This is a genomic window from Rhizobium sp. SSA_523, from assembly GCF_030435705.1.
GTDB lineage: Bacteria > Pseudomonadota > Alphaproteobacteria > Rhizobiales > Rhizobiaceae > Neorhizobium.
This window is the reverse complement of the sequence record NZ_CP129381.1, coordinates 1,042,832-1,067,241: the sequence shown is the minus strand read 5'-3', so window position 1 is coordinate 1,067,241 and position 24,410 is coordinate 1,042,832. Positions and strand designations below refer to the sequence as shown.

Here is a 24,410-nt window from a genome sequence, read left to right as displayed (position 1 = left end):
CGTATCCCCCGATCATGAGCCAGACGTGACAAGCGAGGTGGCGGGCACTGGTCTAGCCGCCGAACGTGGTGACGGCGGCGTTGACGCGGTCCCGCCATTGGCGCGCTGCGATGAGCTGGGGTGGAAAGAGGCCGGGGATGGCAAAGAAGCTTGCCGAGGGATCGCGATCATCCATGGCGGCGGCGGCATCCAGAACCTCCTTTCGGCGCGGATCGTCACAATCACCGCGGCGGCGGACGGCCGCCATCCACACGCCGACCGCATAGGCTGTGGCGGCGGCGTCGCCGCCTCGCGAGAGGGCATCCATGGCCGGCGAGAGCAGGCGTTGCGGCAGCTTTTGCGTCGTGTCGAGGGAGATCTGGAGTGTGCGATGGTCGATCGTCGGATTGGCGAAACGCGCCAGAAGCTCGTCAATGTAAGCGGACAGATCGATGCCGGGAACCGGATCCAGCGTCTCGACTACCTCTTCCATATGCGCTCTCGCTTTGGCAGCCAGCGCCGGATCGGCCATGGTCTCGCGAATATAGTCCAGTCCGTGCAGGATGCCCAGATGCGCAAGAAGCGTGTGCGTGCCATTCAGCAAACGCAGTTTCATCTTCTCATAGGGTTCCACATTGTCGGCGAAGATGGCGCCGCCGGCCTCCCATTGCGGCCGCCCGTCGACGAAACGGTCCTCGATCACCCACTGGATGAAAGGTTCGGTATCGAGGGCCAGCCGGTCCTCGACGCCAAGCAGCCGAACGGCCCTGGCCCGCGTCTCCCCGGTTGCCGCCGGCACGATGCGATCCACCATGGAGCAGGGGAAGGCGCCATGCTCCGCCACCCAGGCCGCCAGAGCCGGATCGCGCCGCTGCGCCATGTCCAGGACCAGCCTGCGGATGACGGTGCCGTTCGAGGGAAGATTGTCGCAGCACAGCACGGTGAAAGGCTTCAGGCCAGCTTGGCGTCTGCGCGACAGCCCCTCGACGATGAAGCCCAGAACGCCAGAGGGTGTCTCCGGCGTCTGAAGATCCGCGGCCACGGCCGGATGGGCCAAGTCGAGCCCGCCCGTCACCGGATCGAGACCATAGGCCTTTTCAGAGACGGTCATGGTGACGATCCGGATGTCCGGATGCGCCAGACTGTCAAGAACCCGCGGTCCATCGGTTGCTGCGCAGATACCCTCGAGCGTCGCGCCGATGATCTCCGACTGATCGCCCGCCTCGCTGCGGACGGTTATGGAATAGAGCCCATCCTGCGCATTGAGCGCCTCCACGGGCTCCGGCGAGCGCAGATTGACGGCGATGATACCCCAGGGCCCGAAGGCCGTTTCCAGCGCCCGCTGGGTGAACACCGCCTGATGGGCGCGGTTGAAGGCCCCGAGGCCGATATGCACGATGCCGGGCTTGAGAGCCTGCCGATCGAATTGAGGGCGGCGCACCCCTTCGTTGATGGCGGCGTCTTGGCAGAGAAAGCGGGTCATGCGGGCTCCAGTCCATAGCGCTTATGGGTCAGCGCACGCTCGATGCCGCGCAATTCCGCAAGGCCCTTCAGGCGGCCGATTGCGGGATAGCCGGGCTGTGCGCCGCGCGACAGATCATCGAGGATTTCCTGGCCGTGATCGGGGCGCATCGGGATCTGATGGTCGCTCCGGCCCTCGGCCCGCCGCTTTGCCTCCTCGGAAACGAGAGCGGCGATCACGGCGACCATGTCGGTGCCGCCCTCCAGATGCTCGTCTTCGAAGAAGGAGCATGGCACGGTATCGGTATCGCGGGTCACATTGCGCAAATGGACGAAATGGATGCGGTCGGCAAAGCGCGAGGCGATGAAGGGCAGGTCATTATCCGCCCTGGCGCCGAGTGAGCCGGTGCAGAGCGTCACGCCATTGGCACGCGCATCCACTGCCTTTAGCATGTGAGCATAATCCTCTTCGGTCGAGAGGATGCGCGGCAGACCGAGCAGGGGCCAAGGTGGATCGTCGCCATGCGCGCAGATGTTGATGCCGACATCCTCGGCGACCGGCGTGACCTCCGTCAGGAAATCGATCAGGTTCTGCTGCAGTCTCGCGCGGTCTACTCCCTGATAGCTGCGCAGTTTATCGAGCAGCTGATCGAGCGTGTAGCCATCCGCCGATCCGGGCAGCCCGGCGCCGATATTCCTGCCAAGGGCCGAGATCTTTTCGTCGCTCATCGTGGAAAAGCGGCGGGCCGCCTCATCGCGCAAAGCCTCGGGATAATCCTGCGCGGCGCCAGGCCGCTTGAGGATGTGCAGGTCGAAGGCGACGAATTCGGCGAGGTCGAAACGCATGGCCTTGGCCCCGTGCCGGGTTTCCCAGCGCAAGTCCGTACGCGTCCAGTCCAGGACCGGCATGAAATTGTAGCAGACGGTGCGAATGCCCGATCTCGACAACCGCCGCAAGGTCTCCTGCCAATTGGCGACATGGACCTTCCAGTCACCGCTTTGGGTCTTGATGTCCTCGGACACCGGAACGCTCTCCACCACGTCCCAGACGAGGCCGCCGGCGCGAATGGCCTCATGGCGCTTCCCGATCTCGTCCTCGGGCCAGACCTCGCCCGTCGGAATATGATGCAGAGCGCTGACTATGCCTTCAGCGCCCGCCTGGGCGGCATCGCGCACGCTCACTTTGTCGATCGGACCGAACCAGCGCCAGGTATGTCTCATGGGATGACCTTCAGGATATGGGCCTTGCGGCCGAAAACGTCAGTTGCACCTTGCAGGCGACGCTGCGGTCGCCGGCCTGCTCGAAGGCCTGAACGGCCTCGTCCAGGGCGAAGGTGTGGGAAATGATGGGCCGTACATCGATCCTCCGGGTGGAGATGAGATCGACGGCAATGGCAAACTCGTCATGGAAGCGCTGCGAGCCACGCCAGACGATTTCCTTGCCGACCAAGGCATTCAGGGGAATGGTCATGTCACCGGTCACGCCGACCTGGACAATCGTGCCGCGCGGCCGGATCGACGCGAATATCGCGCGCAGGGCCGGACCCGCAGCAGAGCAATCAAAGGCGACGTCGAAGCTCCCCTTGTTGTCCTGGAACGGCAGGAGCGCGTCCGGATTGGTGGCGACATTGATCGTTCGGGTTGCGCCCATGGCAGGTGCTCGAGCCAGGGCTGCATCCGCAAGATCGGTCACGACGATTTCGCCTGCGCCGGCCTCTCTGAGCGCGGCAACCACGAGCAGACCGATGGGTCCTGCGCCGGTGACCAGAACGCTGGCGCCGCGCAGATCGCCGGCCTGTGCGACGGCGTGAAGGCAGACCGCAAGCGGCTCGGCACAGGCGGCTTCGCCAGCCGAAACCGGGCCGCTCACGGCATGACACTGGATCGCGGGCACCACGAAACGGTCGCGAAACATGCCGTTCTCATGCGGCAGGCGCATCGCCGATCCCATGAAGCGCATGTTCAGGCAGTGAATTGGCAGGTCTGCCTCACAGAACCGGCAGTGTCCGCATGGCTGCGAGGGATTGACCGCCACCAACTGGCCGACCTGCAGCCCGCTAACCCCTTCGCCAAGCGCTTCCACGAAACCTGACGCCTCATGACCGGCAATGATCGGCTCGCGGACCCGCACCGGCCCGAAGCCCCCATCCTGGTAGTAATGAAGGTCGGAGCCGCAGATCCCGCCTGCCGCCATGGCGAGAAGCACTTCGCCGGGACCGGGCAAAGCATAGTCCGCTTCCTCGACCTTCAGGTCCCGCTCTGCATAAAGCCGGGCCACGCGCGTCTTCATCGTCGGTTGCCTTTCGCTTGACATTTACCGGATCAGACCAAGCTGGGTTGGAAGCCAGAGGGTGATGGCCGGTATGAAGGTGATGAGGCCGAGCGCGATGAGCAGCGGCACCATCCAGGGAAGAATGGCGAGCGTGGTTCGCTCCACCGACAGTTTCGAAATGCGCGACAGCACGAAGAGCACCATGCCGACCGGCGGCGTCAGCAGGCCGATCATCAGGTTCAGCGTGATGATCAAGCCGAGATGCACGGGATCGATGCCGTAACGTGCAGCCACCGGCATCAGGATCGGCACCAGAATGCTGATCGCGGCAATCGTATCCAGAAAGGCGCCGACGACCAGCAGCAGGATGTTGACGATGATCAGGAAGGTCCACCAGCTATCCGTCAGCGCGAACATGAAATCGGAAAACAGCTGCGCTGCCTGGCTGACAGTCAGAAGCCATGCGAAGATCGAGGCGGCGGTGACGATGAACAGGACCGAAGCCGTCGTCTCGATCGTGTCGAACGACGCCTTGGCAAGCGTTCGCAGCGTCATGGTGCGGTACCGCACCAGACCCAGAAAGAGCGACCAGAGCACGGCGGCAACCGCGGCTTCGGTCGGCGTGAACCATCCCATGGTCATGCCGCCGATCAGAAGCACCGGCGTCATCAGTGCCATGACGGCGGAAAAATCGAAATACCAGTCGAGCGCGACGAGGACGGCAAGGCCGATCAGCACGGCGACGTTGACCGACAGGCCGGCCAGGATCAGGAGGTAAATGGCGGCCGGAAAGGCCAGCACGATGAGGATTTCGAGCGAGGCAAACAGCAATTGGCGGAGTTCGAAGGGCGTATCGGACCCCCAGCCCTTGCGCTTGGCAAAGATGTAGACGGTCAGCATCATCAGGACGGTCATTACCACGCCCGGGATGATGCCGGCCATGAACAGGGCGCCGATCGAGGCATTGGCCATCATGCCATAGATGACGAAGGGCAGGGATGGCGGGAAGATCGGCCCGAGCGTCGCCGAAGCTGCGGTAACGCCGACCGCCGCCTCTACGGGATAGCCGTGATCCTTCATCGCCTTGATCTCGATCGTGCCGATGCCGGCGGCATCGGCGAGCGCGGTGCCCGACATGCCGGAAAAGACCACCGAGCCGATGATGTTGACCTGCGCCAGCCCGCCCTTCATCCAGCCCACCAGCGCGAGCGCGAAGCGATAGATGCGGCCGGTGACGCCGGCAATGTTCATCAGATTGCCGGCCAGGATGAAGAAGGGAACGGCAATCAGCGGAAAGCTTTCCACGCCGGCGATCATGCGCTGCGCGGCGATGATATCGGGCGCCACGCCATACAGGACGAGATAGAGAAGCGATGCGACCGCCATGGACACAGCCACGGGCGTCCCGATGATCAGAAGCAGGAGGAAGGAGCCGATCAGCAGCAACATCGCTCAAATTCCTCCAGCGTGAAGATCGTCCTGCGCCTGCTCGCGAATTGTCCGCGGGCCGGTGAGGTCCTTGATGAGATTGTGAACGGCGCGCAGGAACATCAGCGCGAAGGCGGCAAACACCGTGTAGAACACGTAGCCGCGCGGCAGGTCGACGGTCACCATGCGCTCTTCGCCGACGATTTCCAGATAGCGCCACATCAGCCAGGTGATGTAGGCGAAGAAGGCGATGCCGACGAGATCGACCAGCAGCTGGAGCGGGCGCACCGCGCGGGGCGGCAGGAAGCGGTAGATCAGGTCCACCTCGATGTGGCGCATGGTGCGAACGCACATGACCGAGCCGAGAAAGACGACCACGACAAGGCAATTGGCGGCGATTTCTTCCGTCCAGGCAAAGCTGTCATTCAGCACATAACGGGTGAAGAACTGCAGGAAAACCGACAGGCCCATGCCCCAGAAGACGATGAGCGTGATCCAGTCTTCGATGGCATAAGGAGAAAGGTCGACCGGTGCGGCATCTTCCTCGAAGGCATGCGCCATCTCCTCCACTGGGATCGGCGCGTGCGGATGCTCCGTCATGGATGGCTCCCTTTGTTCTTGATCTGGAGGGGTCTCGAACCCCCGGCGCCGCTTGGGACGCCGGGGGTGATCCGTCACTTGATGGCGCGGATCGCGTCCCAGTCGGCCTTCTCGTAGCCGAAGTCTTCGAGCTTGACCTTCTCGATGACGTTCTTCTCGAAGTCCGCCTTGTCGATGTCGGTGACAGAAATGCCCTTCGCCTTGAACTCGTCGACCAGCGCCTTTTCACGCGCTTCGATCGTCTTGGTCGTGCGCGCGGCCGCCTCCAGCATCACCTCCGTGAAGATCTTCTTGTCCTCGTCGGAAAGGCTCGCCCAGCGGGTCTTCGAGACCACCGTGTTCAGATGATCGACGATATGGCCGGTCAGCACGATGTTCTTCTGAACCTCGTAGAACTTCTTGGCCTCGATCGTCGTCAGCGGATTTTCCTGTGCCTCGACCGTGCCGTTCTGCAATGCCAGATAAACTTCGGCAAAGGCGATCGGCGTGGTGTTGGCGCCGCAGGCGCGCGGCATGGCAAGATAGGCCGGCACGTCCGGCACGCGCATCTTCAGGCCGGCCATATCGGCGCATTTGGCGATCGCCCGGTTGGATGTGGTGTGGCGTGTGCCGTAATAGCTGACGGCCACGATGTGGTTGCCGGTCTTTTCCTCGTAACCCTGGGTGAGCTTCTTGAAGACGTCGCTCTTGGTATAGGCCAGGAGATGGCTCGGATCACGGAAGATGTAGGGGTAATAGGTAACGCCGATCGGCTTGTGATCGCGCGCGGCAAAGCTCGAGCCGGAGATGATGATATCGACAGTCCCGAGTTTCAGGCCCTGGTTGATGTCGGCTTCCTTGCCCAGCTGCGAGGCAGGAAAGACGTCGATCTTGTAACGACCGTCGGTACGCTTGGCGATTTCCTCCGAGGCCCAGACGGAATCCGTATGGAACGGTTCCGAGGTCTCGTAGACATGCGCCCATTTCAGGACGGTCTGTGCTTGTGCCGAAAGCGCTGAGGCGGCGACGAAGGCAGCGGCGCTCAACAATGTTGCCAGTCTTAGTTTCATTCTTTCCTCCCAGATGAAAATGAACTGATTTATGACGGCCGATCAGCGCCGGCCGTCAGTCTTCCCGGCTTGGCTCCTCCCCGAAGCTTTCCGAGAATCTCTTCTGTGCCAGTGTCAGATGCCATCGCATCGCCTCGCGGGCACCCGCAGGATCGCGGGCGGCGATGGCGTCCCGGATCACGCGATGCTCTTCCAGCGCGAGTCTCCAGGTGTGCGGACCTTCGAAGTAACTGGCAAGTTTGGTGAAATAGGGCGACATGCGCGTGTCATAGATCAGCCCGGTAAAGTGTTTCAGCGCGGAATTGCCGATGATGTCGGCGATGGCTGTGTGAAAATCCCGGTCACAGGCAAGCGCCACTTCCGCATCGTCAAGCGATGCCTCCATCTGATCCAGGATGGCGTCGATCCGTTCAAGGCTCGAAGGCGTTGCCAGGCGGGCGGCCTCTTCCGCAATGCCGCTTTCGATCAGGCACCGCGCTTGCAGGATTTCGAGTGGTCCTTCGCCATCGGCATCCGGACGGATCACCGAGGCGATACTCGGGCGGCTGCTGATATAGACGCCGGATCCCATGCGGATCTGGATATGGCCTTCCACCTCCAGCACGATCAGGGCCTCCCGCACGGTCGGCCGCGACACGCCGAAGCGCTCCGCCAATTCCCGTTCGGGCGGCAGCCGCGAGCCGGCAGTCAGCTCACCCGCTTCGATCAGCGCACGTATCTGCTCCGCGACCTGCCGGTACAGGCGGCGCGGCTCCAGCGCGACAAACATGGATACCCTCCCGAACACCACTCCCACGGCGCCCATGCGGTCAGATTGTCTGACCAATTTGCACTATGAGTGATTTTCAGTACGTGTCAAGCGGCAGTTGGTTGCCTTGCATTTCATCCTGTCGGATCTTGCGCAGGCTGTTTGAGTGCCGGGGGCATTGCGATTCCTAGGCGTGTGCTCAGGATCTGGAAGGCGGCGGCTGTATCCGGATCCAGCTGGACCCCGTCCTTCTCCCGCAGCCTTGCCACCGCCCATTCCCGATCGCCGGGCGCCAATACCGTCTGCCCCTCGCGTGCCCTTGAATGGCGCAGCCGGTGCAGATAGCGCCGCATGCCATCGTCGAAGACGTCGCGTTCCACGAAAGCGTCCGGTTTGATGGCCAGGGTGAAGGCGCCAAGCTGGCGGGGGGTTGCAACATCCGGCCCGCCCATGGGCGCGATGTCGAATGACAGGCGCATGCCGGTGAGGACGGCGCTGAAGATTTCCGCCATGCCCGCCAAAGCCGCTCCCTTGAAGCCGAAGGCCGCGCCGACCGGCGCCAGCATATCCGTCAAATGCGCGTCGGTCGTGTCCAGGCCGTCCTGGTCCGATGCCACGGCCTCGGGTAGCGGCAGGCCGAGGCTGCGATAGAGCAGGACCCGGTTGAAGGGCACGGCGCTTGTGGCCATGTCCAGAAGCCAGGGATCCTCGTTTGGCGCCGGCACTGCAACCGCGATGGGATTGGTGCCGTGGAACCGCTCCGCCCCGTCATGGAGGCGGACGAAGCTGTCGGAATTGCAGAAGGTCAGACCGATAAAGCCCTGCCGTGCCGCTTCCAGCGAATAAGTGCCGGCAGGACCGAAATGCGAGGTGTTGCGGATGGCGACCGCGCCGATTCCGAACTGGCCTGCCAGCCCGATGGCATTGTCCATGGCCGTATAGGCCGCCAGCGCGCCATGAGCGTGATCGGCATCGAGTGTCATCACCGCGCCAAAGCCGGACAGGCGGCGCAGGCTGGGCGTCCGATTGACCCGGCCGCCCTCCAGCACAGTGACATAGTGGGGAAGAAGCCGGATGCCGTGGCTGTCCACGCCGTGGCGCGTACCGTGCATCATCGCCCGGGTTGCAGCCTGCGCGGTTGCGTCGTCCGCGCCGATCGCCAGCAGCGTTTCGACCGAGAAGCGGCTGAGTTCGGCCAGGGGGATGCAAGGCGAGGCAGAGGGTGGTGCAGAAGGTTGGCCAGAAGCTTGAACGGGGGATGCGGCAGACGCCGAGAGATCAGAATGTTCCATCAAGCCCGCACCTCCCTGCTGTCCGATGAAAAATGTCTAATGCATACACTAGACGTTCTGTCGCACTTGTGCAATCCCTGTAGACAACCCGAAAGACTGAGATTGCATGCAGCCGATCCCTCCAACCACCGCGCCCAAGCTTTACCGCCGTGCCTGCGACAGGCTGGCGCGCGAGATCAGCAGTGGCCTGATCGCGGCGGGAACGCGTTTGACGGAGACGGCGGTTGCCGAACGGTTCGCCATCAGCCGGGCACCGGCCCGCCAGGCTCTGGCCGAACTTGAGGAGCGAGGCCTGGTGCGAAAGGCGCAGGGCCGCGGATATGAAGTCGAAACCGTCGCCGCCGATCCCCGCGCTGCAAGGGCGGAGCCGGTCGCCGACGCGATTGTTCAGGAGCTTCAACCCCATGCGAGTTGGGAGCTGATCTATCCGGATGTCGAAATAGAGGTCGTGTCGCGAACCGCAATGGCAAGCTGGCGCATCAACGAGGCTTTGCTCGCCCGGCATTTCGGAGTGAGCCGGACGGTCGCCCGGGAAGTGGTGGCAAGGCTTCAGGAAAGAGGCATTGTCCGCAAGGATGCCAGCGCCCGCTGGATCGCACCGGCGCTGACGGAACGGCATATCAATGAATTATACGAGCTGCGCTGGGTGTTGGAGCCGCTGGCCCTTGCAAAGGCTGTTCCGCTTCTGCCGCAGGGATGTCTGGCTCGGCTGCGGCGACATCTGGAAGAGGCGGTTGCAGCGCAGCGGGTCGATAGTGACCGGCTCGATCAGCTGGAGCAGGAACTGCATGTCGATCTTCTTGGATATTGCGGCAACCATGCCCTTTTGCGAGCGGTCAGCCTGCCGCAGGCGTTGCTCGTCGCCCACCATTTTCTCTACCGCCGCACCGCCGACATGTTCGAGAGCGAGCCCTTCCTGCCCGAGCACCTGAAGGTCGTCGAATGCCTGGAACGGCAGGATGTCGACGCCGCTTGCGAGGCGCTTGCCGATCATCTGAAGGTGTCGCGCCATCGCGCCATGCTGCGCATCCGTGCCGTGGCAGATGTCATCACGCCGGTGGACCTGCCTTACCTGGAGCGCCTGTAGGGCAAAAACCTGGTGAACCACAGGCGCGCGCATCGCCTGCAAGCCGAGATGCGCATCGGAGGAGGAGCCGGTCATGAAGATTACTGCCGTTGAACCCTTTATCCTGCATCTGCCGCTGACGTCGCAATCCATCTCGGATTCCACCCACAGCATCACACATTGGGGCGTGGTCGGCGCCAAGATCACCACGTCCGATGGGCTGGAGGGCTATGGCTTCACCGGGACGCATGCCCATTTGGCCTCCGACCGGCTGATCACCGCCTGCATCCGCGACGCTTACGCGCCGCTGCTGCTCGGGGAGGATGCAAGCGCCCATCAGCGTTTGTGGACGAAACTCGCCCGATATCCGGCATTGCAATGGGTGGGACGGGCCGGCATCACGCATCTTGCGCTGGCGGCGGTCGATGTCGCCTTGTGGGATCTCGCCGCGAAACGGGCCGAAATGCCGCTCTGGGCATTGTTGGGCGGCGCGAGAACCGAGGCGCTGGAGGCCTATAATACCGATATCGGCTGGATTTCCTTTTCGCAGGAGGCGCTCGTCGAGGGGTGCGCGCGCGCCGTGGAGGAGGAGGGTTTCACGCGTATCAAGATCAAGGTCGGCCATGATGATCCGAACACCGACATTGCGCGGCTGCAGGCGGTTCGCAAGCGGGTCGGCGACAGGATCCGTATCGCTATCGACGCCAATGGCCGTTGGGATCTGCCCACCTGCCAGAGATTCTGCGCGCGGGCGGCGGATCTCGACATCTACTGGTTCGAGGAGCCCATGTGGTATGATGATATCGCAAGCCATGCCGCGCTTGCCCGCAATACGGCCATTCCCGTCGCTTTGGGTGAGCAGCTTTACACGCTGGATGCGTTTCGCAGCTTCATCAATGCCGGTGCCGTGCACTATGTCCAGCCAGACGTGACGCGGCTGGGCGGGATCACGGAATATATTCAGGTCGCCGATCTCGCTCTGGCCAACCGGTTACCCGTCGTGCCGCATGCCGGGGAGATGAGCCAGGTGCATGTCCATCTGAGCTATTGGCATCCGGCCTCGACCATTCTCGAATATATTCCGTGGATCAAGGATCATTTCCACGAGCCGGCGCAGGTGGAGAACGGTATTTTCCGCCGGCCGCAGCAGCCAGGCGCCAGCACGACGCCGCTTGCCGGGAGCATGGAACGCTTCGGAAAATCCATCGATTGAGAGGGTGCCGGGTTCCGGCGCAGCCCTGCTTTGCCTATACCGGCAGAGCAGGCCAGAGGAGACGCCCCATGAACGCCTTGAAAGCATCGCCAAAACGCATCGATCACCTGGTTTTGGCGGTGCGCGACCTCGATGCCGTGGCTGAACGGTATCGGGCCCTTGGCTTCCAGGTCGGCGGGCGCAATCGCCATCCCTGGGGCACGGAAAACCGCATCGTGCAGTTTCACTCCTCCTTCCTGGAGTTGATCACAGTCGGCGATGAAAGCCTGATCGAGGAACACCGGCCGGGCCACTTCAGCTTCGGTGCCTTTGTTCGGGATTACCTCGCCCGGCGCGAGGGGCTCGCCATGCTCGTTCTCGACAGCGAGGATGCACGGCACGATGCGCACCGCTTTGCCAAGCGCGGCATCGGCGCCTTCGAACCCTTCTTCTTTGAACGCAAGGGACGCCGTCCGGATGGCAGCGAAACCCATGTGGCCTTCACGCTGGCCTTTGCTCATGATCCGGCCGTGCCGGATGCCTCCTTCTTCGTCTGCCAGCAGCATTTCCCGGATGCCTTCTGGAACACGGCTTTCCAGCAGCATGCCAACGGCGCCAGGAACGTCACCGAGGTCACGGTGCAAGCGAGCGATCCGGGCCATCATGCCGCATTTCTGCAGGCCTTTGCCGATGGCGCCTTCGTGCCGCAGGACGCAGTCCTGCCTTTGCAAAAACAGGGACGCATCGCGATTTCGCCTGACGCGGGGGCGGGCGGGCTTGTCGCCTTTACCCTTCTCGTCGACGATCTGGCCGCAGTGTCGGCGCTGCTTGGCAAAGAGGGGATCGAATATTCCATCGGGCAAGGCCGGATCACGATCCCGGCGCATGCCTGGTTCGGTGTCGATCTGCAGTTCGAGATGTCGCGCTAGAAGCCTGTCGCCGTCGCCGCGAAGCGCTCAAGACCTCAGCTTTCCAGCCACCGCCGCCTTGATGCGGTAAGATGCGCATGCATCGTGGCTTGCGCCGCAAGTGGATCGCGGGCCTCGAGCGAGGCGAGGATCGCCTCGTGCTCCAGCAAAGCCTCCGACCAGGTTTCGGGCGTTTCGAAGCGGCCGCGCATATGGTCGGAGATCGGGCTGTGCCGCTCATCGAAGAGGTTGGCAACGATTTCCGCCAGAACCGAGTTTCCGGCCTGTTCCGCAATGGTCAGATGGAAAAGCCGATCCTGATCGATGGGCTTTCGTCCTTCGGCGATTTCCTGGCGCATGCTGTCGAGGATGCCGGACAGAGTGGCCAGCGTCGCTTGCGTCATCGCCGCTGTGGCCTTGGCGATCACCGCGCTTTCGATCACGGCGCGCGCCTGCATCAGTTCGGTCGGGCTTTCACCCAGAGAACGGCCCGACGGCGCGGTCTTGCCCGCCGACAGGACATAGATGCCAGAGCCCATGCGGATCTCGATCGATCCGTCGATTTCCAGTGCGATCAGGGCCTCTCGCAGCGAGGGGCGCGATACGCCGAGCGTCTGGGCAAGTTCCCGTTCCGGTGGCAGCCGCGATCCTGCCGGATATTGGCCGTTCTGGATCAATAGCCGGACCTGATCGGCGATCTGCTGATAGAGACGTTTCGGAAGGGTCATTCTGGTCAGGCCAATCCTCGGTGATGATTGCAGTTTACGCATATTAATCGGTCAATAAGGCGCGTTTCAAGCAAAATCGAAAATTGGCTTGACCAATTATTGTGGCCTGTCCTATGTCTTGCGGCGAGGAAGTCGGGGAGGCTTTCGCAAGTCTGGAGGAGATCGCGATGGGAGGAGTGTCGCTTGCACAGCGCGAGCGCGAACCCGCGCCGCTGCTTTTGAAACTCGAGGATGTGTCCAAGGAGTTTCCCGGCGTGAAGGCGCTGCAGGGCGTGCGGCTCGAATTGCGTGCGGGCGAAGTCCACGCTGTCTGCGGCGAAAACGGCGCCGGAAAATCGACCCTCATGAAGATCATCAGTGGTGTCTACCAGCGCGATGCCGGCGACATGATCTACAAGGGGCAGACGGTCCACTTCACCTCGACGCTGCAATCGGAAGCGGCGGGCATTGCAATCATCCATCAGGAACTCAATCTCGTTCCGCATCTCACCGTCGCCGAAAACATCTATCTCGCCCGCGAGCCGCGCCGCGGCTTCATGGTGGACAGACGCAAATTGCGGGAGGATTCCCGGCGCTGTCTTCATCGCCTGGGCGTCGACATCGATCCGGATGCGCAGGTGCGCACGCTCTCCGTCGCCCAGCGTCAAATGGTGGAAATCGCCAAGGCTCTGTCGCTTGAAGCCTCCGTGCTGATCATGGACGAGCCCACCTCCTCGCTGACCGAACAGGAGGCGCAGCTCCTTTTTCGTGTCATCCGCGATCTCAAGCGAGACGGCACCGGTATCATCTACATTTCCCATCGCCTCGACGAAATGGCCGAAATCGTCGATCGGGTAACGATCCTGCGTGACGGCCGCTATATCTCCACCGACGACTTCGCGGCGATCAGCGTGGACGACATCGTGGCGCGCATGGTCGGCCGTTCGCTGGATGAAAAATTTCCCGCACCGACGCGGCATCCCAGCCGCAATGTCATCTTCTCCGTTTCGGGCCTCAGCCGGCACGGTGTCTTTTCCGACATCAGTTTCGAGCTCAGGCGCGGCGAGATCCTCGGTTTCGCCGGCCTGATGGGAGCCGGACGCACGGAAGTGGCACGCGCGATCTTCGGTGCCGATCCATTCGACAGCGGGACGATCACGCTGGAGAACCGTCCGCTGTCGCCCCGCGATCCGCAAGCGGCCATAGATGCGGGCATTGCCTATCTCTCCGAAGACCGCAAGGCCGAGGGGCTGGCGGTCAAGATGCCGGTGGATGCCAATCTGATGCTGGCGAATATGAGCGCGGTTGCCAGTCCCTTTGGCGTCATCGATCGCGAATTGCACCGGCAGTCCAGCCAGCACTATGTCGATCTTCTGACGATCCGCACGCCGGGCCTCAAGCAGCCGGTGCGTCTGCTCTCGGGCGGCAATCAACAGAAGATCATCATTGGCAAATGGCTGTTCCGGCAGCCGAAGATCATGTTTTTCGATGAGCCGACGCGCGGCATCGATGTCGGCGCCAAGCTCGCCATCTACCGGGTCATGGACGAATTGGCGGCAAAGGGCATCGGCATCGTCCTGATCAGCTCCGAGCTTCCGGAAATTCTCGGCCTGTCGGATCGCGTCGCGGTCTTCCACGAAGGCCGTATCACCGCAACGCTGACGACGCGCGAGACGTCGCAGGAAGACATCATGCTGTATGCCTCCGGCCGAAGCCGGCAGCGCGAGCGAGGAATGACCCATGGCTGACATGACCACCGGCAAGCCGCAGCAGGCTGAAAGACGTAAGGGTTTGAGCGATCGGCAGAAGGATATCATCCAGAAATTCGCAGCCCTCGGCAGCCTTGTGATCCTGGCGGCGGTCTTTGCCGTCACCTCGAATGCCTTCCTGACCGTCAATAACGGCATGACGATCGCGCTGCAGGTCACCTCGATCGCGCTGCTCGGCATCGGCGCGACCTATGTCATCATTACCGGCGGCATCGACCTGTCGGTGGGTTCGGTCCTGGCGCTTTCGGGTGTCGTGGCGGCACTTGCGGTGAAGGAGCTCGGCGCGCCGGTCTGGATCGGCATGCTCCTCGGGATACTGACCGGCTCCGCCTGCGGCCTGATCAACGGCCTTGTCATTACCAGGCTGCGGCTTCCGCCCTTCATTGCCACGCTCGGCATGATGCTGATCGCCCGTGGCGTCGCGCTGCAGATCACCGGCGCCCGGGCCGTGTCGGGACTGGGCGAGACCTTCGGCGTCCTCGGCAATGGCTCGCTGCTGCGTTTCGAGACGATCGACGAGCAGGGCTTCCCCGTGGTGAGCTTTCCGGGAATTCCCTATCCCGTCGTGCTGATGATCGTGATTGCGCTTGCCGCAGCCTTCGTCCTGAACCGCACGGTGCTGGGTCGCCATATCTACGCCACCGGATCCAATGCCGATGCCGCGCGGCTCTCGGGCGTCAATGTCGCTCGCGTCACAGCGTTCACCTATATCGTATCGGGGACGCTGGCCGGCCTGACGGGCTGCGTTCTTATGTCGCGGCTGGTCACGGCCCAGCCGAACGAGGGTGTGGCCTATGAGCTGGATGCCATTGCATCGGCCGTAATCGGCGGAACGTCCCTGATCGGCGGCGTCGGGACGATCTCCGGCACTTTCATCGGCGCCTTCGTCATCGGCATCCTGCGCAACGGGCTCAACATGAACGGCGTCTCCGCCTTCACACAGCAGATCATCATCGGCCTCGTCATCCTCGGCACCGTCTGGATCGATCAGATCCGCAACCGGAAATGAGCCGGCCGGTCATTGAACACGGGAAGGGGAGGAGCCTTCCCCCGCATCGGCCCCCGGCAGGGACCGGCAAACTCAGGAGGAGAAACTATGCGTAAACTTGCTTTGGCCCTTGCGGCCTCCGTCTTCGTGCTTTCGGGCGCCGCCTCGGCATCCGCAGGCGAAATCGCCGTCATCGTCAAGACCGTCAACTCGACCTTCTGGCAGAATGTGCAGAAGGGCGCGGATGCGGCGATCGGCAAGCAGAAGGCGCATACGATGACCTTCCAGGGTCCGGCTGCGGAATCGGCCATCGCCGACCAGGTCAACATGGTGGAGAACGCCGTCAACCGGAAGGTCGACGCCATTCTTCTGGCGCCGTCCGATCCGGACGCGCTGGTTCCTGCCGTCAAGAAGGCCTGGGAGGCGCGTATCCCGGTCGTGATCATCGACTCCATGCTCTCCAAGGATGCCGAGAAATACTACCAGGCCTTCCTCGCGACCGATAACAAGGCCGCCGGTGAACTGGCCGCCAAGGCGCTCATCGAGAAGGTCGGCACGCAGGGCAAGATCGCCGTGATGTCCTATGTCGCGGGTGCAGGTTCCGAGATCGGTCGCGTGGGTGGCTTTACAGATTACATCAAGGCCAATTCGAAGCTCGAGATCGTCGGCCCCTTCTATTCGCAGTCGCAAATGGCCACCGCCCTGAACCAGACGACGGACGTGCTTGCCGCCAATGCGGATCTGAAGGGCATTTTCGGTGCCAATGAGCCGACAGCCATCGGCATGGGTCGCGCCATCAAGCAGGCCGGCAAGGCCGGCAAGATCACGGCCATCGGCTTTGACGGCAATCAGGACCTGCAGGAATTCGTCGAGGATGGCACGCTGGAAGCAACGGTCGTCCAGGGCTCCTATCAGATGGGCGAAAAGGGCGTCGACACGCTGTTGAAGCTTTTGAACAAGGAGAAGGTCGAGAAGTTCATCGACACCGGCGTCGTGGTTGTCACCAAGCAGAACATCGACAAGCCGGAAGCCAAGAACGTTCTCTACTAAAACATATGGGCACGCGGGCCTTTGTCCGCGTGCCTGCCTCCACGGATCAGATGACGGGCACGACAATGCAGGTGAACGACAGGCGCAGTCTGCGCCATCGCGATGTTTCCTTCACAGCGATGGGTCTCGGCTGCGCGCAGATGGGCAGTCTCTATCGCTGGACGAGTTACCAGGAATCGCTCGGCGCATTCCAAGCCGCCTGGGCGGCGGGAATCCGCTATTTCGATACGGCACCTTTTTACGGCTATACGCGGTCGGAGCGACGCCTCGGAACCATGCTGACCGAACAGGAGGGCGCCGATTATGTGCTGTCCACCAAGGTCGGCCGCCTCATGGTGGCGGATGGGACGGTGGGGCCGGAGTCGGACGGCTTCGTGCGGCCCCTGCCATTCCGCCCGGTCTATGACTACAGCTATGACGCCATCCTGAGGTCGTTCGAGGAAAGCCAACACCGCCTTGGCGTCTTGCAGCCGGATATTCTCTTCGTTCACGACATCGGCCGCGTGACCCATGGCGACCGGCACGCGCATTACTGGCATCAGTTGACCAAAGGCGGCGGCTTCAAGGCACTGGGAGAATTGCGGTCGGCCGGGCGCATCAAGGCCATCGGGCTTGGGGTCAACGAATGGCAGGCCGTCTGGGAGGCGATGGACGAATTCGATATCGACGCAGCCATGCTGGCCGGGCGCTACACGCTGATCGAGCAGGAGAGCCTGAAGCTTCTGGACCGCGCGGCAAGAGAGGGTGTCGGCATCGTCGTGGCCGGTGCATTCAATTCCGGGCTTCTTGCCGGCAATCGCAAGTTTAACTATGCGGACGCGCCCGCCGCTCTCCTGGCGCAGGTGGCCGAAGTGGAAGCGGCCTGCGCCGCCGAGGGCGTGTCCATGCAGGCGGTGGCGCTGAATTTCCCGCTCTTTCACCCGGCCGTGGTGACCGTCGTTTCCGGCGCCCGCAATGCGGAGCAGATCAAGGCGAACATTGCCTGGATGGAAGAGGATATTCCGCATTCGGTCTGGACCGCGCTGAAGGCCAGGGGCGTCATTGCCGATGGCGCACCGATCGGAGGCTGACGATGATCATCGACGCGCATCAGCATTTCTGGCTCATGGCAAACCGGCAGGGACAGTGGCCGCCGCCGGAGCTTGCGGCGATCCACCGGGATTTTTTGCCGGCGGATCTCGAGCCGCAGCTGAAAGCCGCAGGCGTCGATGCAACCATCGTCGTCCAGTCTTTGCCGAGCCTCGAGGATACCCGCTTCCTGCTCGATCTGGCGGAACGGCATGCCTTCGTGCTGGGGGTTGTCGGCTGGGTTGACTTGAAGGCGTCGAATGCCGCCGCAACGATTGCAGACATGGCCGCGCATCCCAAGCTCAAGGGCCTGCGCCCCATGCTGCAGGACATAGACGACGACGGCTGGATCGATGATCCGGCGCTCGATCCGGCCATCAAGGCCATGATCGAGGCCGGCCTCGCCTTCGACGCGCTGGTCCTGCCGCGCCATCTCCAGCCGCTCATGCGCTTTGTCGAGCGCCATCGCGACCTCAGGATCGTCATCGACCACGGCGCGAAGCCAGTGATCGCCAAAGGTCTCTATGGCGATTGGCGGCGGGCGATGGAGCGGCTCGCGCAGTTCGACACCGTGTCGTGCAAGCTGTCCGGCCTCCTGACGGAAGCAGGCGATCAGCGGCCCGAGGCGGTGCGTCCGTATGGCGAGACGATCCTCGAGCTTTTCGGACCGGACCGCGTGATCTGGGGCAGCGACTGGCCGGTGCTGACCCTGGCTGCGGATTACCGGACCTGGTTCGCCCAGGCGCGGGACATGGTTCCGGCAGGCGCGCATGCGCAGGTGTTCGGCGGCAATGCCCGGCGCTTCTATCGGCTTTGAAGGAGATTGACGATGCAACGCATGGGTATGGTGATTGGCCTGCATCCGGAAAAGGTGGACGAGTACAAGAGGCTGCATGCTGCGGTCTGGCCGGAAATCCTCGATCTTCTCACACGCTCGCATGTGAAGAATTACTCGATCTTTCTGAAGGAGCCGGAAAACCTGCTCTTCGGCTACTGGGAATATCATGGCGCGGATTTTGCCGCCGACATGGAGAAGATCGCCGCCGATCCGAAGAACCAGGAATGGTGGTCCTTCTGCATCCCCTGCCAGAAGCCTTTCGAGACCCGGAAGGATGGCGAGTGGTGGGCGATGATGGAAGAGGTTTTCCATCTGAATTGAAGAAGGATATCAGATGACTACACTTCAGGGAAAGGTCGTCGTCGTGACGGCGGCAGGACAGGGCATCGGCCGGGCGAGCGCGCTGGCATTTGCCGCGGCCGGCGCAAGCGTCTGGGCGACCGATATCAATGAAACGGCGCTGTCCGCGCTGGAGGCGACATCCGGCCTGCAAACAGCCCGCCCGATGTGCTACGGAAGCAGGATGTGACGGCCTTCTTCGACAGGATCGGGCAGGTCGACATCCTGTTTAACTGCGCCGGCATCGTGCATGGCGGAACGGTGCTCGACATGGCCGAGGAGGATCTGGACTTTGCCTTCGACCTCAATCTCCGCGCCATGGTCTGGACGATCCAGGCCGTTCTTCCAGGCATGCTGGAACGGGGAGAGGGCAGCATCATCAACATGGCCTCCATCGCCTCCTCCCTCAAGGGCGTGCCCAATCGCTGCGCCTATAGCGTCACCAAAGCGGCGGTCATCGGCCTGACCAAATCGGTGGCGGCGGATTATGTCGGCAAGGGCATACGCTGCAACGCGATCTGCCCTGGAACGGTCGAGAGCCCTTCGCTGGAAGAGCGGATGCATGCGCAGGGCAATTACGAGCAGGCGCGCGCGGCCTTCATCGCCCGTCAACCCATGGGGCGGCTCGGCCGGCCGGAGGAGATCGCGGATCTCGCCGTCCATCTTGCCGGCGCAACCTATACCACCGGCCAGGCCTTCGGCATCGATGGCGGCTGGTCTCTCTGAGATCGACCGTCCGGAACACAGTGAAAGGATAATCTCGTGAAACTACTTCGTTATGGAGAGCCCGGCGCGGAACGCCCCGGCCTTGTCGATGCCAATGGCACGATCCGCGATCTCTCCGGCCAGGTGACGGACATCGGCGGCGCCGCTCTTGATCCGGCAGAGCTTGCACGACTGGCGGCGATCGATCCGTCGAGCCTTCCGGAGGTTCCGGCCGGTGGGCGTCTCGGTCCTTGCGTGGCCGGCACCGGCAAATTCATCTGCATCGGGCTCAACTATTCCGATCATGCCGCCGAATCCGGCATGGCCGTTCCGCCCGAGCCGGTCATCTTCATGAAGGCGACGTCCGCCATTTGCGGCCCCAATGACGATGTGCTGATCCCGCGCGGCTCGGAAAAGACCGATTGGGAGGTCGAACTCGGCATCGTCATCGGCAAGACGGCGAAATATGTCTCGCAGGACGAGGCGCTCGATTATGTCGCGGGCTATTGCGTCAGCCATGACGTGTCGGAGCGCGCTTTCCAGGCGGAACGCGCCGGCCAGTGGACCAAGGGCAAATCCTGCGACACATTCGGGCCGATCGGCCCCTGGCTGGTCACCAAGGACGAGGTGGCCGATCCGCAGAACCTGTCGATGTGGCTGAAGGTCAATGGCGAGACCATGCAGAACGGCACCACCGGCACCATGGTCTATGGCGTGGCCTTCCTCGTCTCCTACCTGTCGCAATTCATGTCGCTGCAGCCCGGCGACGTGATCTCCACCGGCACGCCGCCCGGCGTCGGCATGGGCATGAAGCCGCCGCGCTATCTGAAACCCGGTGATGTGGTGGAGCTCGGCATCGACGGTCTCGGCACCCAGAAACAGACCTTCCGGGCGGATGCCTGATGGCGGTTCTTCACACCAATGTGCGCATGCCGTCGCGCCGGCCCGGTGCCGGAGGCCTTCTGGCGAGACACCGGGCAGGGCCCCCTGGGCAGGCACCGGGCCGGCTCTGGTCTGGCCCCGGTCAGGCCCTGGGCAGGCCCTGGTCAGGTATGAGAGGTTGACATGACCCGCATTACCAATCTTCGCGTTTTCGATTTGCGCTTCCCGACATCGGCCAGCCTGGACGGCTCGGATGCGATGAATCCGGATCCGGACTATTCGGCCGCCTATGTGATCCTGGAAACGGATCGTGCCGATCTTGCCGGCCACGGCCTGACCTTCACGATCGGCCGCGGCAACGATATCTGCTGCATGGCGATCGAAGCCATGCGGCATCTGGTGGTCGGTGTCGATCTTGCCGAGGTGAAGGCGGCGCCAGGCAAATTCTGGCGCAAGCTGACGGGCGACAGCCAGTTGCGCTGGATCGGCCCGGATAAGGGCGCCATGCATCTGGCGACCGGTGCCGTCGTCAATGCCCTCTGGGACGCCATGGCGAAGGAAGCGGGCCTTCCCGTTTGGAAATACGTGGCGACGATGACGCCGGAGGAAATCGCCGACATCGTCGATTACCGCTATCTCACCGATGCGCTGACACGCGAGGAGGCGCTGGCGCTTCTGAAGAAGGCGGAGAGCGGCAAGGCCGATCGCATGGCCGATCTGGAGCGCGAGGGCTATCCCTGCTACACCACATCCGCAGGTTGGCTCGGCTATGGAGATGAAAAACTGCGCCGCCTGGCGCAGGAGGCGGTCGATCAGGGCTTCAACCACATCAAGATGAAAGTGGGCCGCGACCTCACCGATGATATACGCCGCCTGACCATTGCGCGCGAGGTCATCGGCCCCGACCGGTATCTGATGGTGGATGCCAATCAGGTCTGGGAGGTCGGCGAGGCGATCGACTGGATGCAGAAGCTGGCCTTCTGCAAACCCTTCTTCATCGAGGAGCCGACCAGTCCGGACGATGTGGCCGGCCACCGCAAGATCCGCCAGGCGATTGCCCCGATCAAGGTCGCCACCGGCGAAATGTGCCAGAACCGCATCATGTTCAAGCAGTTCATCACCGAAGGCGCGATCGATATCGTACAGATCGACTCCTGCCGCATGGGCGGTTTGAACGAGGTGCTGGCGGTGCTGCTTCTGGCGGCGAAATACGATAAACCGGTCTGGCCGCATGCCGGCGGCGTCGGGCTCTGCGAATATGTCCAGCATTTGTCGATGATCGATTACATCGCGGTTTCCGGCACCAAGGATGGGCGGGTAATCGAATATGTCGATCATCTCCACGAGCATTTCCTCGATCCCTGCAGGATCGAGAATGCGGCCTATATGCCGCCGACCCAACCGGGATTCTCCATCGAGATGAAGCCGGAATCGATTGCCGCCTATACTTTCGTCAAGGAGACCGCGGCATGACGGCTTACCTGACGAGCAGTGCAAGCTGCGCCAAGAGGCAAAGGACCTTCCGATGAAAGCTCTCATCTGCGACGAGCCAGGCCGTCTTTCCGTCGTGGACCGGCCGATCCCGCAACGCGGGGAAGGCGATGTTCTGGTGCGGATCCGCCATGTCGGCATCTGCGGCACCGATTTCCACATCTATGCCGGCAAGCATCCGTTTCTGGCCTATCCAAGGGTCATGGGCCACGAGCTTTCCGGCACCGTGGAAGAAGCCCCAGCCGGCAGTGCGCTGAAGCGGGGCGACGGCGTCTACATCGTTCCCTATCTCTCCTGCGGCACCTGTCACGCCTGTCGCAAGGGCCTGACCAATGCCTGCCAGAACATTCAGGTCCTCGGCGTCCACTGCGACGGCGGCATGGCGGAATATCTCTCCGTTCCCGAGCAGAACGTCATCCCGACGGGTGGGATCGCCCTTGCCGATGCGGCCATGATCGAATTTCTGGCGATCGGCGCGCATGGCGTCAGGCGCGGCGATCTCGGGCCGCGCGATCGGGTTCTCGTCACCGGTGCCGGGCCTATCGGCATGTCGGCAATCATCTTTGCGAAAGCGCGGGGATCGCAGGTCACCGTCATGGATACGCGCGAGGACCGGCTGGCCTTTGCGGTCGATCGTCTTGGCGCCGATGCCCGCATCTTTGCCGATGCAGGCGCCGAAGCGGCGGTTCAGGAGATGACGCAGGGTGACGGATTCGACGTCGTGATCGATGCCACCGGCAATGCCATCCCCATGCAGCGGGGCTTCCAGTTCCTCGCCCATGGTGCCCGTTACGTTCTGCTGTCCGTCGTGCGCCAGGATATCACCTTCTCCGATCCGGAGTTCCATAAGCGGGAAGCGACGCTGATGGCGAGCCGCAATGCGCAGCCGGAGGATTTTGCCGAAGTGGTGCGGCAGATGCAGGCCGGAAGGGTTCCCACACGCGCCTTGAATACCCATGTTGGTCGTCTGGATGATGGCGTTGCGCTCTTCGATGCGTGGGCGCGGCCGGAGGCAGGCGTGATCAAGGCCATATTGGAGGTTTGAAATGACGACTCGTCGAATCCTGCGGCTGAATCCGGCGGACAATGTTGTCGTTGCTATTGCCGACCTGCCGGCCGGCAGCACGATCGAGAGCGGGATCCTTGCCCGTGCCCGCGTGCCGCGTGGCCACAAGATCGCCGCACGACCGATCGCGCCCGGCGAGCCGATCCGCAAGTTCGGTCAGATCATCGGCTTTGCCAGCACGGCGATCGAGCCCGGTGAGTGGGTGCACGAAAAAAACGTCACCATGGGAGAGGATTTCGAGCGCGATTATGCCTTCGCCGCCGATGCGACCGCTGTGGAGGGGCTGCGGGACGGGGAGGTTCCGGCATTCTTCGAGGGCTTCCGCCGCGCCGATGGCCGTGCGGGAACACGCAACTATATCGGCATTCTGTCCTCGGTGAACTGTTCCGCCACGGTGGTCGATTATGTGGCCGACGAGATCATGCGCTCCGGCATTCTCGCCGATTACCCGGATATCGACGGCATCGTGCCTCTTCCGCATGGCCAGGGCTGCGGCATGGCAGGGAAGGGCGAGGCTTTCGACATTCTGGCGCGGACCCAATGGGGCTATGCCAGCCACCCGAATTTCTCCGCGGTCCTTCTTGTCGGCCTCGGCTGCGAAGTCTTCCAGATCCCGCGCATGAAGGAGATGTACAGGATCGCCGAGGGTGATCATTTCCAGTCGCTGACGATCCAGGAGACCGGCGGCACGCGCAAGGCCGTCGAGGCGGGGGTCGCCCGCGTTAGGGAGATGCTGCCCTTTGCGGCGCGCAACAAGCGGCAGCCGATCGCGGCCTCCGAACTCAGCCTCGCTTTGCAATGCGGCGGCTCGGATGGCTATTCCGGCCTGACGGCCAATCCGGCGCTTGGCGTGGCGGCTGATATGCTGGTGCGCCAGGGCGGAACGGCCATCCTCTCCGAAACCCCGGAAATCTACGGGGCGGAACATCTTTTGACCCGCCGGGCGGAAAGCGCCGAAGTCGGGCAGAAGATCGTCGACCTCATCGCCTGGTGGGAGGCCTATACGGCCCGCAACGGCGGCGAGATGAACAATAACCCCTCGCCGGGCAACAAGGCCGGCGGTTTGACCACCATTCTCGAGAAATCCCTGGGCGCGGTGGCCAAGGGCGGAAACTCCACCCTGCGCGGAGTCTATCGCTATGCGGAGAAGATCGACCGCAAAGGCTTCGTCTACATGGATACGCCCGGATACGACCCGGTGGCGGCGACCGGCCAGGTGGCGGGCGGCGCCAATATCCTCTGTTTCACCACCGGCCGCGGTTCTGCCTATGGCTGCAAGCCGGTGCCCTCCATCAAGCTCGCCACCAATAGCGAGCTGTTTGCGCGCATGCCGGAGGATATGGACATCAATTGCGGTGATATCGTCGAGGGTGTGACGCTGGAGGAAAAGGGTCGCCAGATCTTCGCGGAGATCCTGGCCGTGGCATCGGGCAAGCCGACGAAATCGGAAACACTGGGCTATGGCCGCAACGAATTCGTGCCCTGGCAGATCGGCGCGGTGATGTGAGCGGG

Annotated in this window: 22 protein-coding genes and 1 pseudogene; 14 read left to right on the top strand and 9 right to left on the bottom strand. The window is 62.8% G+C overall.

Annotated features, from left to right (window positions below; all coding sequences use genetic code 11):
* Positions 1–52: 52 nt before the first annotated feature.
* From QTJ18_RS06145 to QTJ18_RS06110, 8 genes are all read right to left on the bottom strand, one after another.
* Entirely contained in the window at positions 53–1,462 is a 1,410-nt protein-coding gene (locus QTJ18_RS06145; RefSeq protein WP_252755010.1) for a mannitol dehydrogenase family protein, read from the bottom strand.
* Positions 1,459–2,661, bottom strand: a complete 1,203-nt coding sequence (uxuA, locus tag QTJ18_RS06140; protein WP_252755011.1) for a mannonate dehydratase — start codon at positions 2,659–2,661, stop codon at positions 1,459–1,461. Before uxuA ends, QTJ18_RS06145 begins: the two co-directional genes overlap by 4 nt.
* Positions 2,662–2,671: 10 nt before the next feature.
* Complete coding sequence (locus tag QTJ18_RS06135; protein ID WP_252755012.1) at positions 2,672–3,730, bottom strand: L-idonate 5-dehydrogenase; 1,059 nt, start codon at positions 3,728–3,730, stop codon at positions 2,672–2,674.
* A gap of 24 nt (positions 3,731–3,754) precedes the next feature.
* On the bottom strand, positions 3,755–5,161 hold the full coding sequence (locus tag QTJ18_RS06130; RefSeq protein ID WP_252755013.1) for a TRAP transporter large permease: 1,407 nt from the start codon (positions 5,159–5,161) through the stop codon (positions 3,755–3,757).
* Between the two features lie 3 nt (positions 5,162–5,164).
* Positions 5,165–5,740 (bottom strand): TRAP transporter small permease, encoded by a 576-nt coding sequence (locus QTJ18_RS06125; RefSeq protein ID WP_252755014.1) that lies wholly within the window; start codon positions 5,738–5,740, stop codon positions 5,165–5,167.
* A 74-nt stretch (positions 5,741–5,814) separates the two neighbouring features.
* A complete protein-coding gene (locus QTJ18_RS06120; RefSeq protein ID WP_252755015.1) occupies positions 5,815–6,789 on the bottom strand; it encodes a sialic acid TRAP transporter substrate-binding protein SiaP in 975 nt (324 codons plus the stop codon).
* A 55-nt stretch (positions 6,790–6,844) separates the two neighbouring features.
* Positions 6,845–7,558, bottom strand: a complete 714-nt coding sequence (locus tag QTJ18_RS06115) for a FadR/GntR family transcriptional regulator (RefSeq protein WP_252755016.1) — start codon at positions 7,556–7,558, stop codon at positions 6,845–6,847.
* A 113-nt stretch (positions 7,559–7,671) separates the two neighbouring features.
* Positions 7,672–8,829: an Ldh family oxidoreductase gene (locus tag QTJ18_RS06110; protein ID WP_252755017.1), complete on the bottom strand. Its 1,158-nt coding sequence runs from the start codon at positions 8,827–8,829 to the stop codon at positions 7,672–7,674.
* Between the two features lie 106 nt (positions 8,830–8,935).
* Here QTJ18_RS06110 and QTJ18_RS06105 point away from each other — a divergent pair, with 106 nt between their 5' ends.
* From QTJ18_RS06105 to QTJ18_RS06095, 3 genes are all read left to right on the top strand, one after another.
* Positions 8,936–9,916 carry a GntR family transcriptional regulator gene (locus QTJ18_RS06105; protein WP_252755018.1) on the top strand — a complete coding sequence of 327 codons (981 nt, stop codon included), beginning with the start codon at positions 8,936–8,938 and terminating at the stop codon, positions 9,914–9,916.
* A gap of 73 nt (positions 9,917–9,989) precedes the next feature.
* Positions 9,990–11,108, top strand: coding sequence for a mandelate racemase/muconate lactonizing enzyme family protein (locus QTJ18_RS06100; RefSeq protein WP_252755019.1), 1,119 nt, complete (start codon positions 9,990–9,992; stop codon positions 11,106–11,108).
* Between the two features lie 68 nt (positions 11,109–11,176).
* On the top strand, positions 11,177–12,016 hold the full coding sequence (locus tag QTJ18_RS06095; RefSeq protein ID WP_252755020.1) for a VOC family protein: 840 nt from the start codon (positions 11,177–11,179) through the stop codon (positions 12,014–12,016).
* A 35-nt stretch (positions 12,017–12,051) separates the two neighbouring features.
* Here QTJ18_RS06095 and QTJ18_RS06090 read toward each other — a convergent pair whose 3' ends face one another.
* The gene (locus tag QTJ18_RS06090) at positions 12,052–12,723 is read right to left on the bottom strand and encodes a FadR/GntR family transcriptional regulator (RefSeq protein WP_252755021.1); all 672 of its coding nucleotides are present in this window, start codon (positions 12,721–12,723) and stop codon (positions 12,052–12,054) included.
* Between the two features lie 167 nt (positions 12,724–12,890).
* Here QTJ18_RS06090 and QTJ18_RS06085 point away from each other — a divergent pair, with 167 nt between their 5' ends.
* The 11 genes and pseudogenes from QTJ18_RS06085 (at position 12,891) to QTJ18_RS06035 (ending at position 24,405) form a co-directional block, all read left to right on the top strand.
* On the top strand, positions 12,891–14,450 hold the full coding sequence (locus QTJ18_RS06085) for a sugar ABC transporter ATP-binding protein (RefSeq protein WP_252755022.1): 1,560 nt from the start codon (positions 12,891–12,893) through the stop codon (positions 14,448–14,450).
* Complete coding sequence (locus QTJ18_RS06080; RefSeq protein WP_252755023.1) at positions 14,443–15,480, top strand: ABC transporter permease; 1,038 nt, start codon at positions 14,443–14,445, stop codon at positions 15,478–15,480. Before QTJ18_RS06085 ends, QTJ18_RS06080 begins: the two co-directional genes overlap by 8 nt.
* An 87-nt stretch (positions 15,481–15,567) precedes the next feature.
* On the top strand, positions 15,568–16,509 hold the full coding sequence (locus QTJ18_RS06075) for an ABC transporter substrate-binding protein (protein ID WP_252755024.1): 942 nt from the start codon (positions 15,568–15,570) through the stop codon (positions 16,507–16,509).
* A 65-nt stretch (positions 16,510–16,574) separates the two neighbouring features.
* Complete coding sequence (locus QTJ18_RS06070; protein ID WP_252755038.1) at positions 16,575–17,579, top strand: aldo/keto reductase; 1,005 nt, start codon at positions 16,575–16,577, stop codon at positions 17,577–17,579.
* Positions 17,580–17,581: 2 nt separating this feature from the next.
* Positions 17,582–18,394, top strand: a complete 813-nt coding sequence (locus QTJ18_RS06065; protein WP_252755025.1) for an amidohydrolase family protein — start codon at positions 17,582–17,584, stop codon at positions 18,392–18,394.
* A gap of 12 nt (positions 18,395–18,406) precedes the next feature.
* Positions 18,407–18,736, top strand: coding sequence for an L-rhamnose mutarotase (locus tag QTJ18_RS06060; protein WP_252755026.1), 330 nt, complete (start codon positions 18,407–18,409; stop codon positions 18,734–18,736).
* A 13-nt stretch (positions 18,737–18,749) separates the two neighbouring features.
* Positions 18,750–19,480: pseudogene (locus QTJ18_RS06055) on the top strand (SDR family oxidoreductase).
* A 36-nt stretch (positions 19,481–19,516) separates the two neighbouring features.
* Entirely contained in the window at positions 19,517–20,362 is an 846-nt protein-coding gene (locus QTJ18_RS06050) for a fumarylacetoacetate hydrolase family protein (RefSeq protein WP_301557746.1), read from the top strand.
* A gap of 162 nt (positions 20,363–20,524) precedes the next feature.
* On the top strand, positions 20,525–21,814 hold the full coding sequence (locus tag QTJ18_RS06045) for an L-fuconate dehydratase (RefSeq protein ID WP_252752920.1): 1,290 nt from the start codon (positions 20,525–20,527) through the stop codon (positions 21,812–21,814).
* A gap of 52 nt (positions 21,815–21,866) precedes the next feature.
* Positions 21,867–22,877, top strand: coding sequence for a zinc-binding alcohol dehydrogenase family protein (locus QTJ18_RS06040; RefSeq protein WP_252752921.1), 1,011 nt, complete (start codon positions 21,867–21,869; stop codon positions 22,875–22,877).
* Between the two features lies 1 nt (position 22,878).
* Positions 22,879–24,405, top strand: coding sequence for a UxaA family hydrolase (locus tag QTJ18_RS06035; RefSeq protein ID WP_252752922.1), 1,527 nt, complete (start codon positions 22,879–22,881; stop codon positions 24,403–24,405).
* Positions 24,406–24,410 lie beyond the last annotated feature (5 nt).

What these genes read in the sequence shown, in the direction of transcription:
- QTJ18_RS06090 (WP_252755021.1), bottom strand. Translation starts at nt 12,723, where the DNA reads ATGACCCTTCCGAAACGTCTCTATCAGCAGATCGCCGATCAGGTCCGG.
- QTJ18_RS06040 (WP_252752921.1), top strand. Translation starts at nt 21,867, where the DNA reads ATGAAAGCTCTCATCTGCGACGAGCCAGGCCGTCTTTCCGTCGTGGAC.
- QTJ18_RS06080 (WP_252755023.1), top strand. Translation starts at nt 14,443, where the DNA reads ATGGCTGACATGACCACCGGCAAGCCGCAGCAGGCTGAAAGACGTAAG.
- QTJ18_RS06110 (WP_252755017.1), bottom strand. Translation starts at nt 8,829, where the DNA reads ATGGAACATTCTGATCTCTCGGCGTCTGCCGCATCCCCCGTTCAAGCT.
- QTJ18_RS06095 (WP_252755020.1), top strand. Translation starts at nt 11,177, where the DNA reads ATGAACGCCTTGAAAGCATCGCCAAAACGCATCGATCACCTGGTTTTG.
- QTJ18_RS06125 (WP_252755014.1), bottom strand. Translation starts at nt 5,740, where the DNA reads ATGACGGAGCATCCGCACGCGCCGATCCCAGTGGAGGAGATGGCGCAT.
- uxuA (WP_252755011.1), bottom strand. Translation starts at nt 2,661, where the DNA reads ATGAGACATACCTGGCGCTGGTTCGGTCCGATCGACAAAGTGAGCGTG.
- QTJ18_RS06120 (WP_252755015.1), bottom strand. Translation starts at nt 6,789, where the DNA reads ATGAAACTAAGACTGGCAACATTGTTGAGCGCCGCTGCCTTCGTCGCC.
- QTJ18_RS06135 (WP_252755012.1), bottom strand. Translation starts at nt 3,730, where the DNA reads ATGAAGACGCGCGTGGCCCGGCTTTATGCAGAGCGGGACCTGAAGGTC.
- QTJ18_RS06085 (WP_252755022.1), top strand. Translation starts at nt 12,891, where the DNA reads ATGGGAGGAGTGTCGCTTGCACAGCGCGAGCGCGAACCCGCGCCGCTG.
- QTJ18_RS06130 (WP_252755013.1), bottom strand. Translation starts at nt 5,161, where the DNA reads ATGTTGCTGCTGATCGGCTCCTTCCTCCTGCTTCTGATCATCGGGACG.
- QTJ18_RS06060 (WP_252755026.1), top strand. Translation starts at nt 18,407, where the DNA reads ATGCAACGCATGGGTATGGTGATTGGCCTGCATCCGGAAAAGGTGGAC.
- QTJ18_RS06035 (WP_252752922.1), top strand. Translation starts at nt 22,879, where the DNA reads ATGACGACTCGTCGAATCCTGCGGCTGAATCCGGCGGACAATGTTGTC.
- QTJ18_RS06045 (WP_252752920.1), top strand. Translation starts at nt 20,525, where the DNA reads ATGACCCGCATTACCAATCTTCGCGTTTTCGATTTGCGCTTCCCGACA.
- QTJ18_RS06105 (WP_252755018.1), top strand. Translation starts at nt 8,936, where the DNA reads ATGCAGCCGATCCCTCCAACCACCGCGCCCAAGCTTTACCGCCGTGCC.
- QTJ18_RS06075 (WP_252755024.1), top strand. Translation starts at nt 15,568, where the DNA reads ATGCGTAAACTTGCTTTGGCCCTTGCGGCCTCCGTCTTCGTGCTTTCG.
- QTJ18_RS06100 (WP_252755019.1), top strand. Translation starts at nt 9,990, where the DNA reads ATGAAGATTACTGCCGTTGAACCCTTTATCCTGCATCTGCCGCTGACG.
- QTJ18_RS06145 (WP_252755010.1), bottom strand. Translation starts at nt 1,462, where the DNA reads ATGACCCGCTTTCTCTGCCAAGACGCCGCCATCAACGAAGGGGTGCGC.
- QTJ18_RS06115 (WP_252755016.1), bottom strand. Translation starts at nt 7,558, where the DNA reads ATGTTTGTCGCGCTGGAGCCGCGCCGCCTGTACCGGCAGGTCGCGGAG.
- QTJ18_RS06070 (WP_252755038.1), top strand. Translation starts at nt 16,575, where the DNA reads ATGCAGGTGAACGACAGGCGCAGTCTGCGCCATCGCGATGTTTCCTTC.
- QTJ18_RS06065 (WP_252755025.1), top strand. Translation starts at nt 17,582, where the DNA reads ATGATCATCGACGCGCATCAGCATTTCTGGCTCATGGCAAACCGGCAG.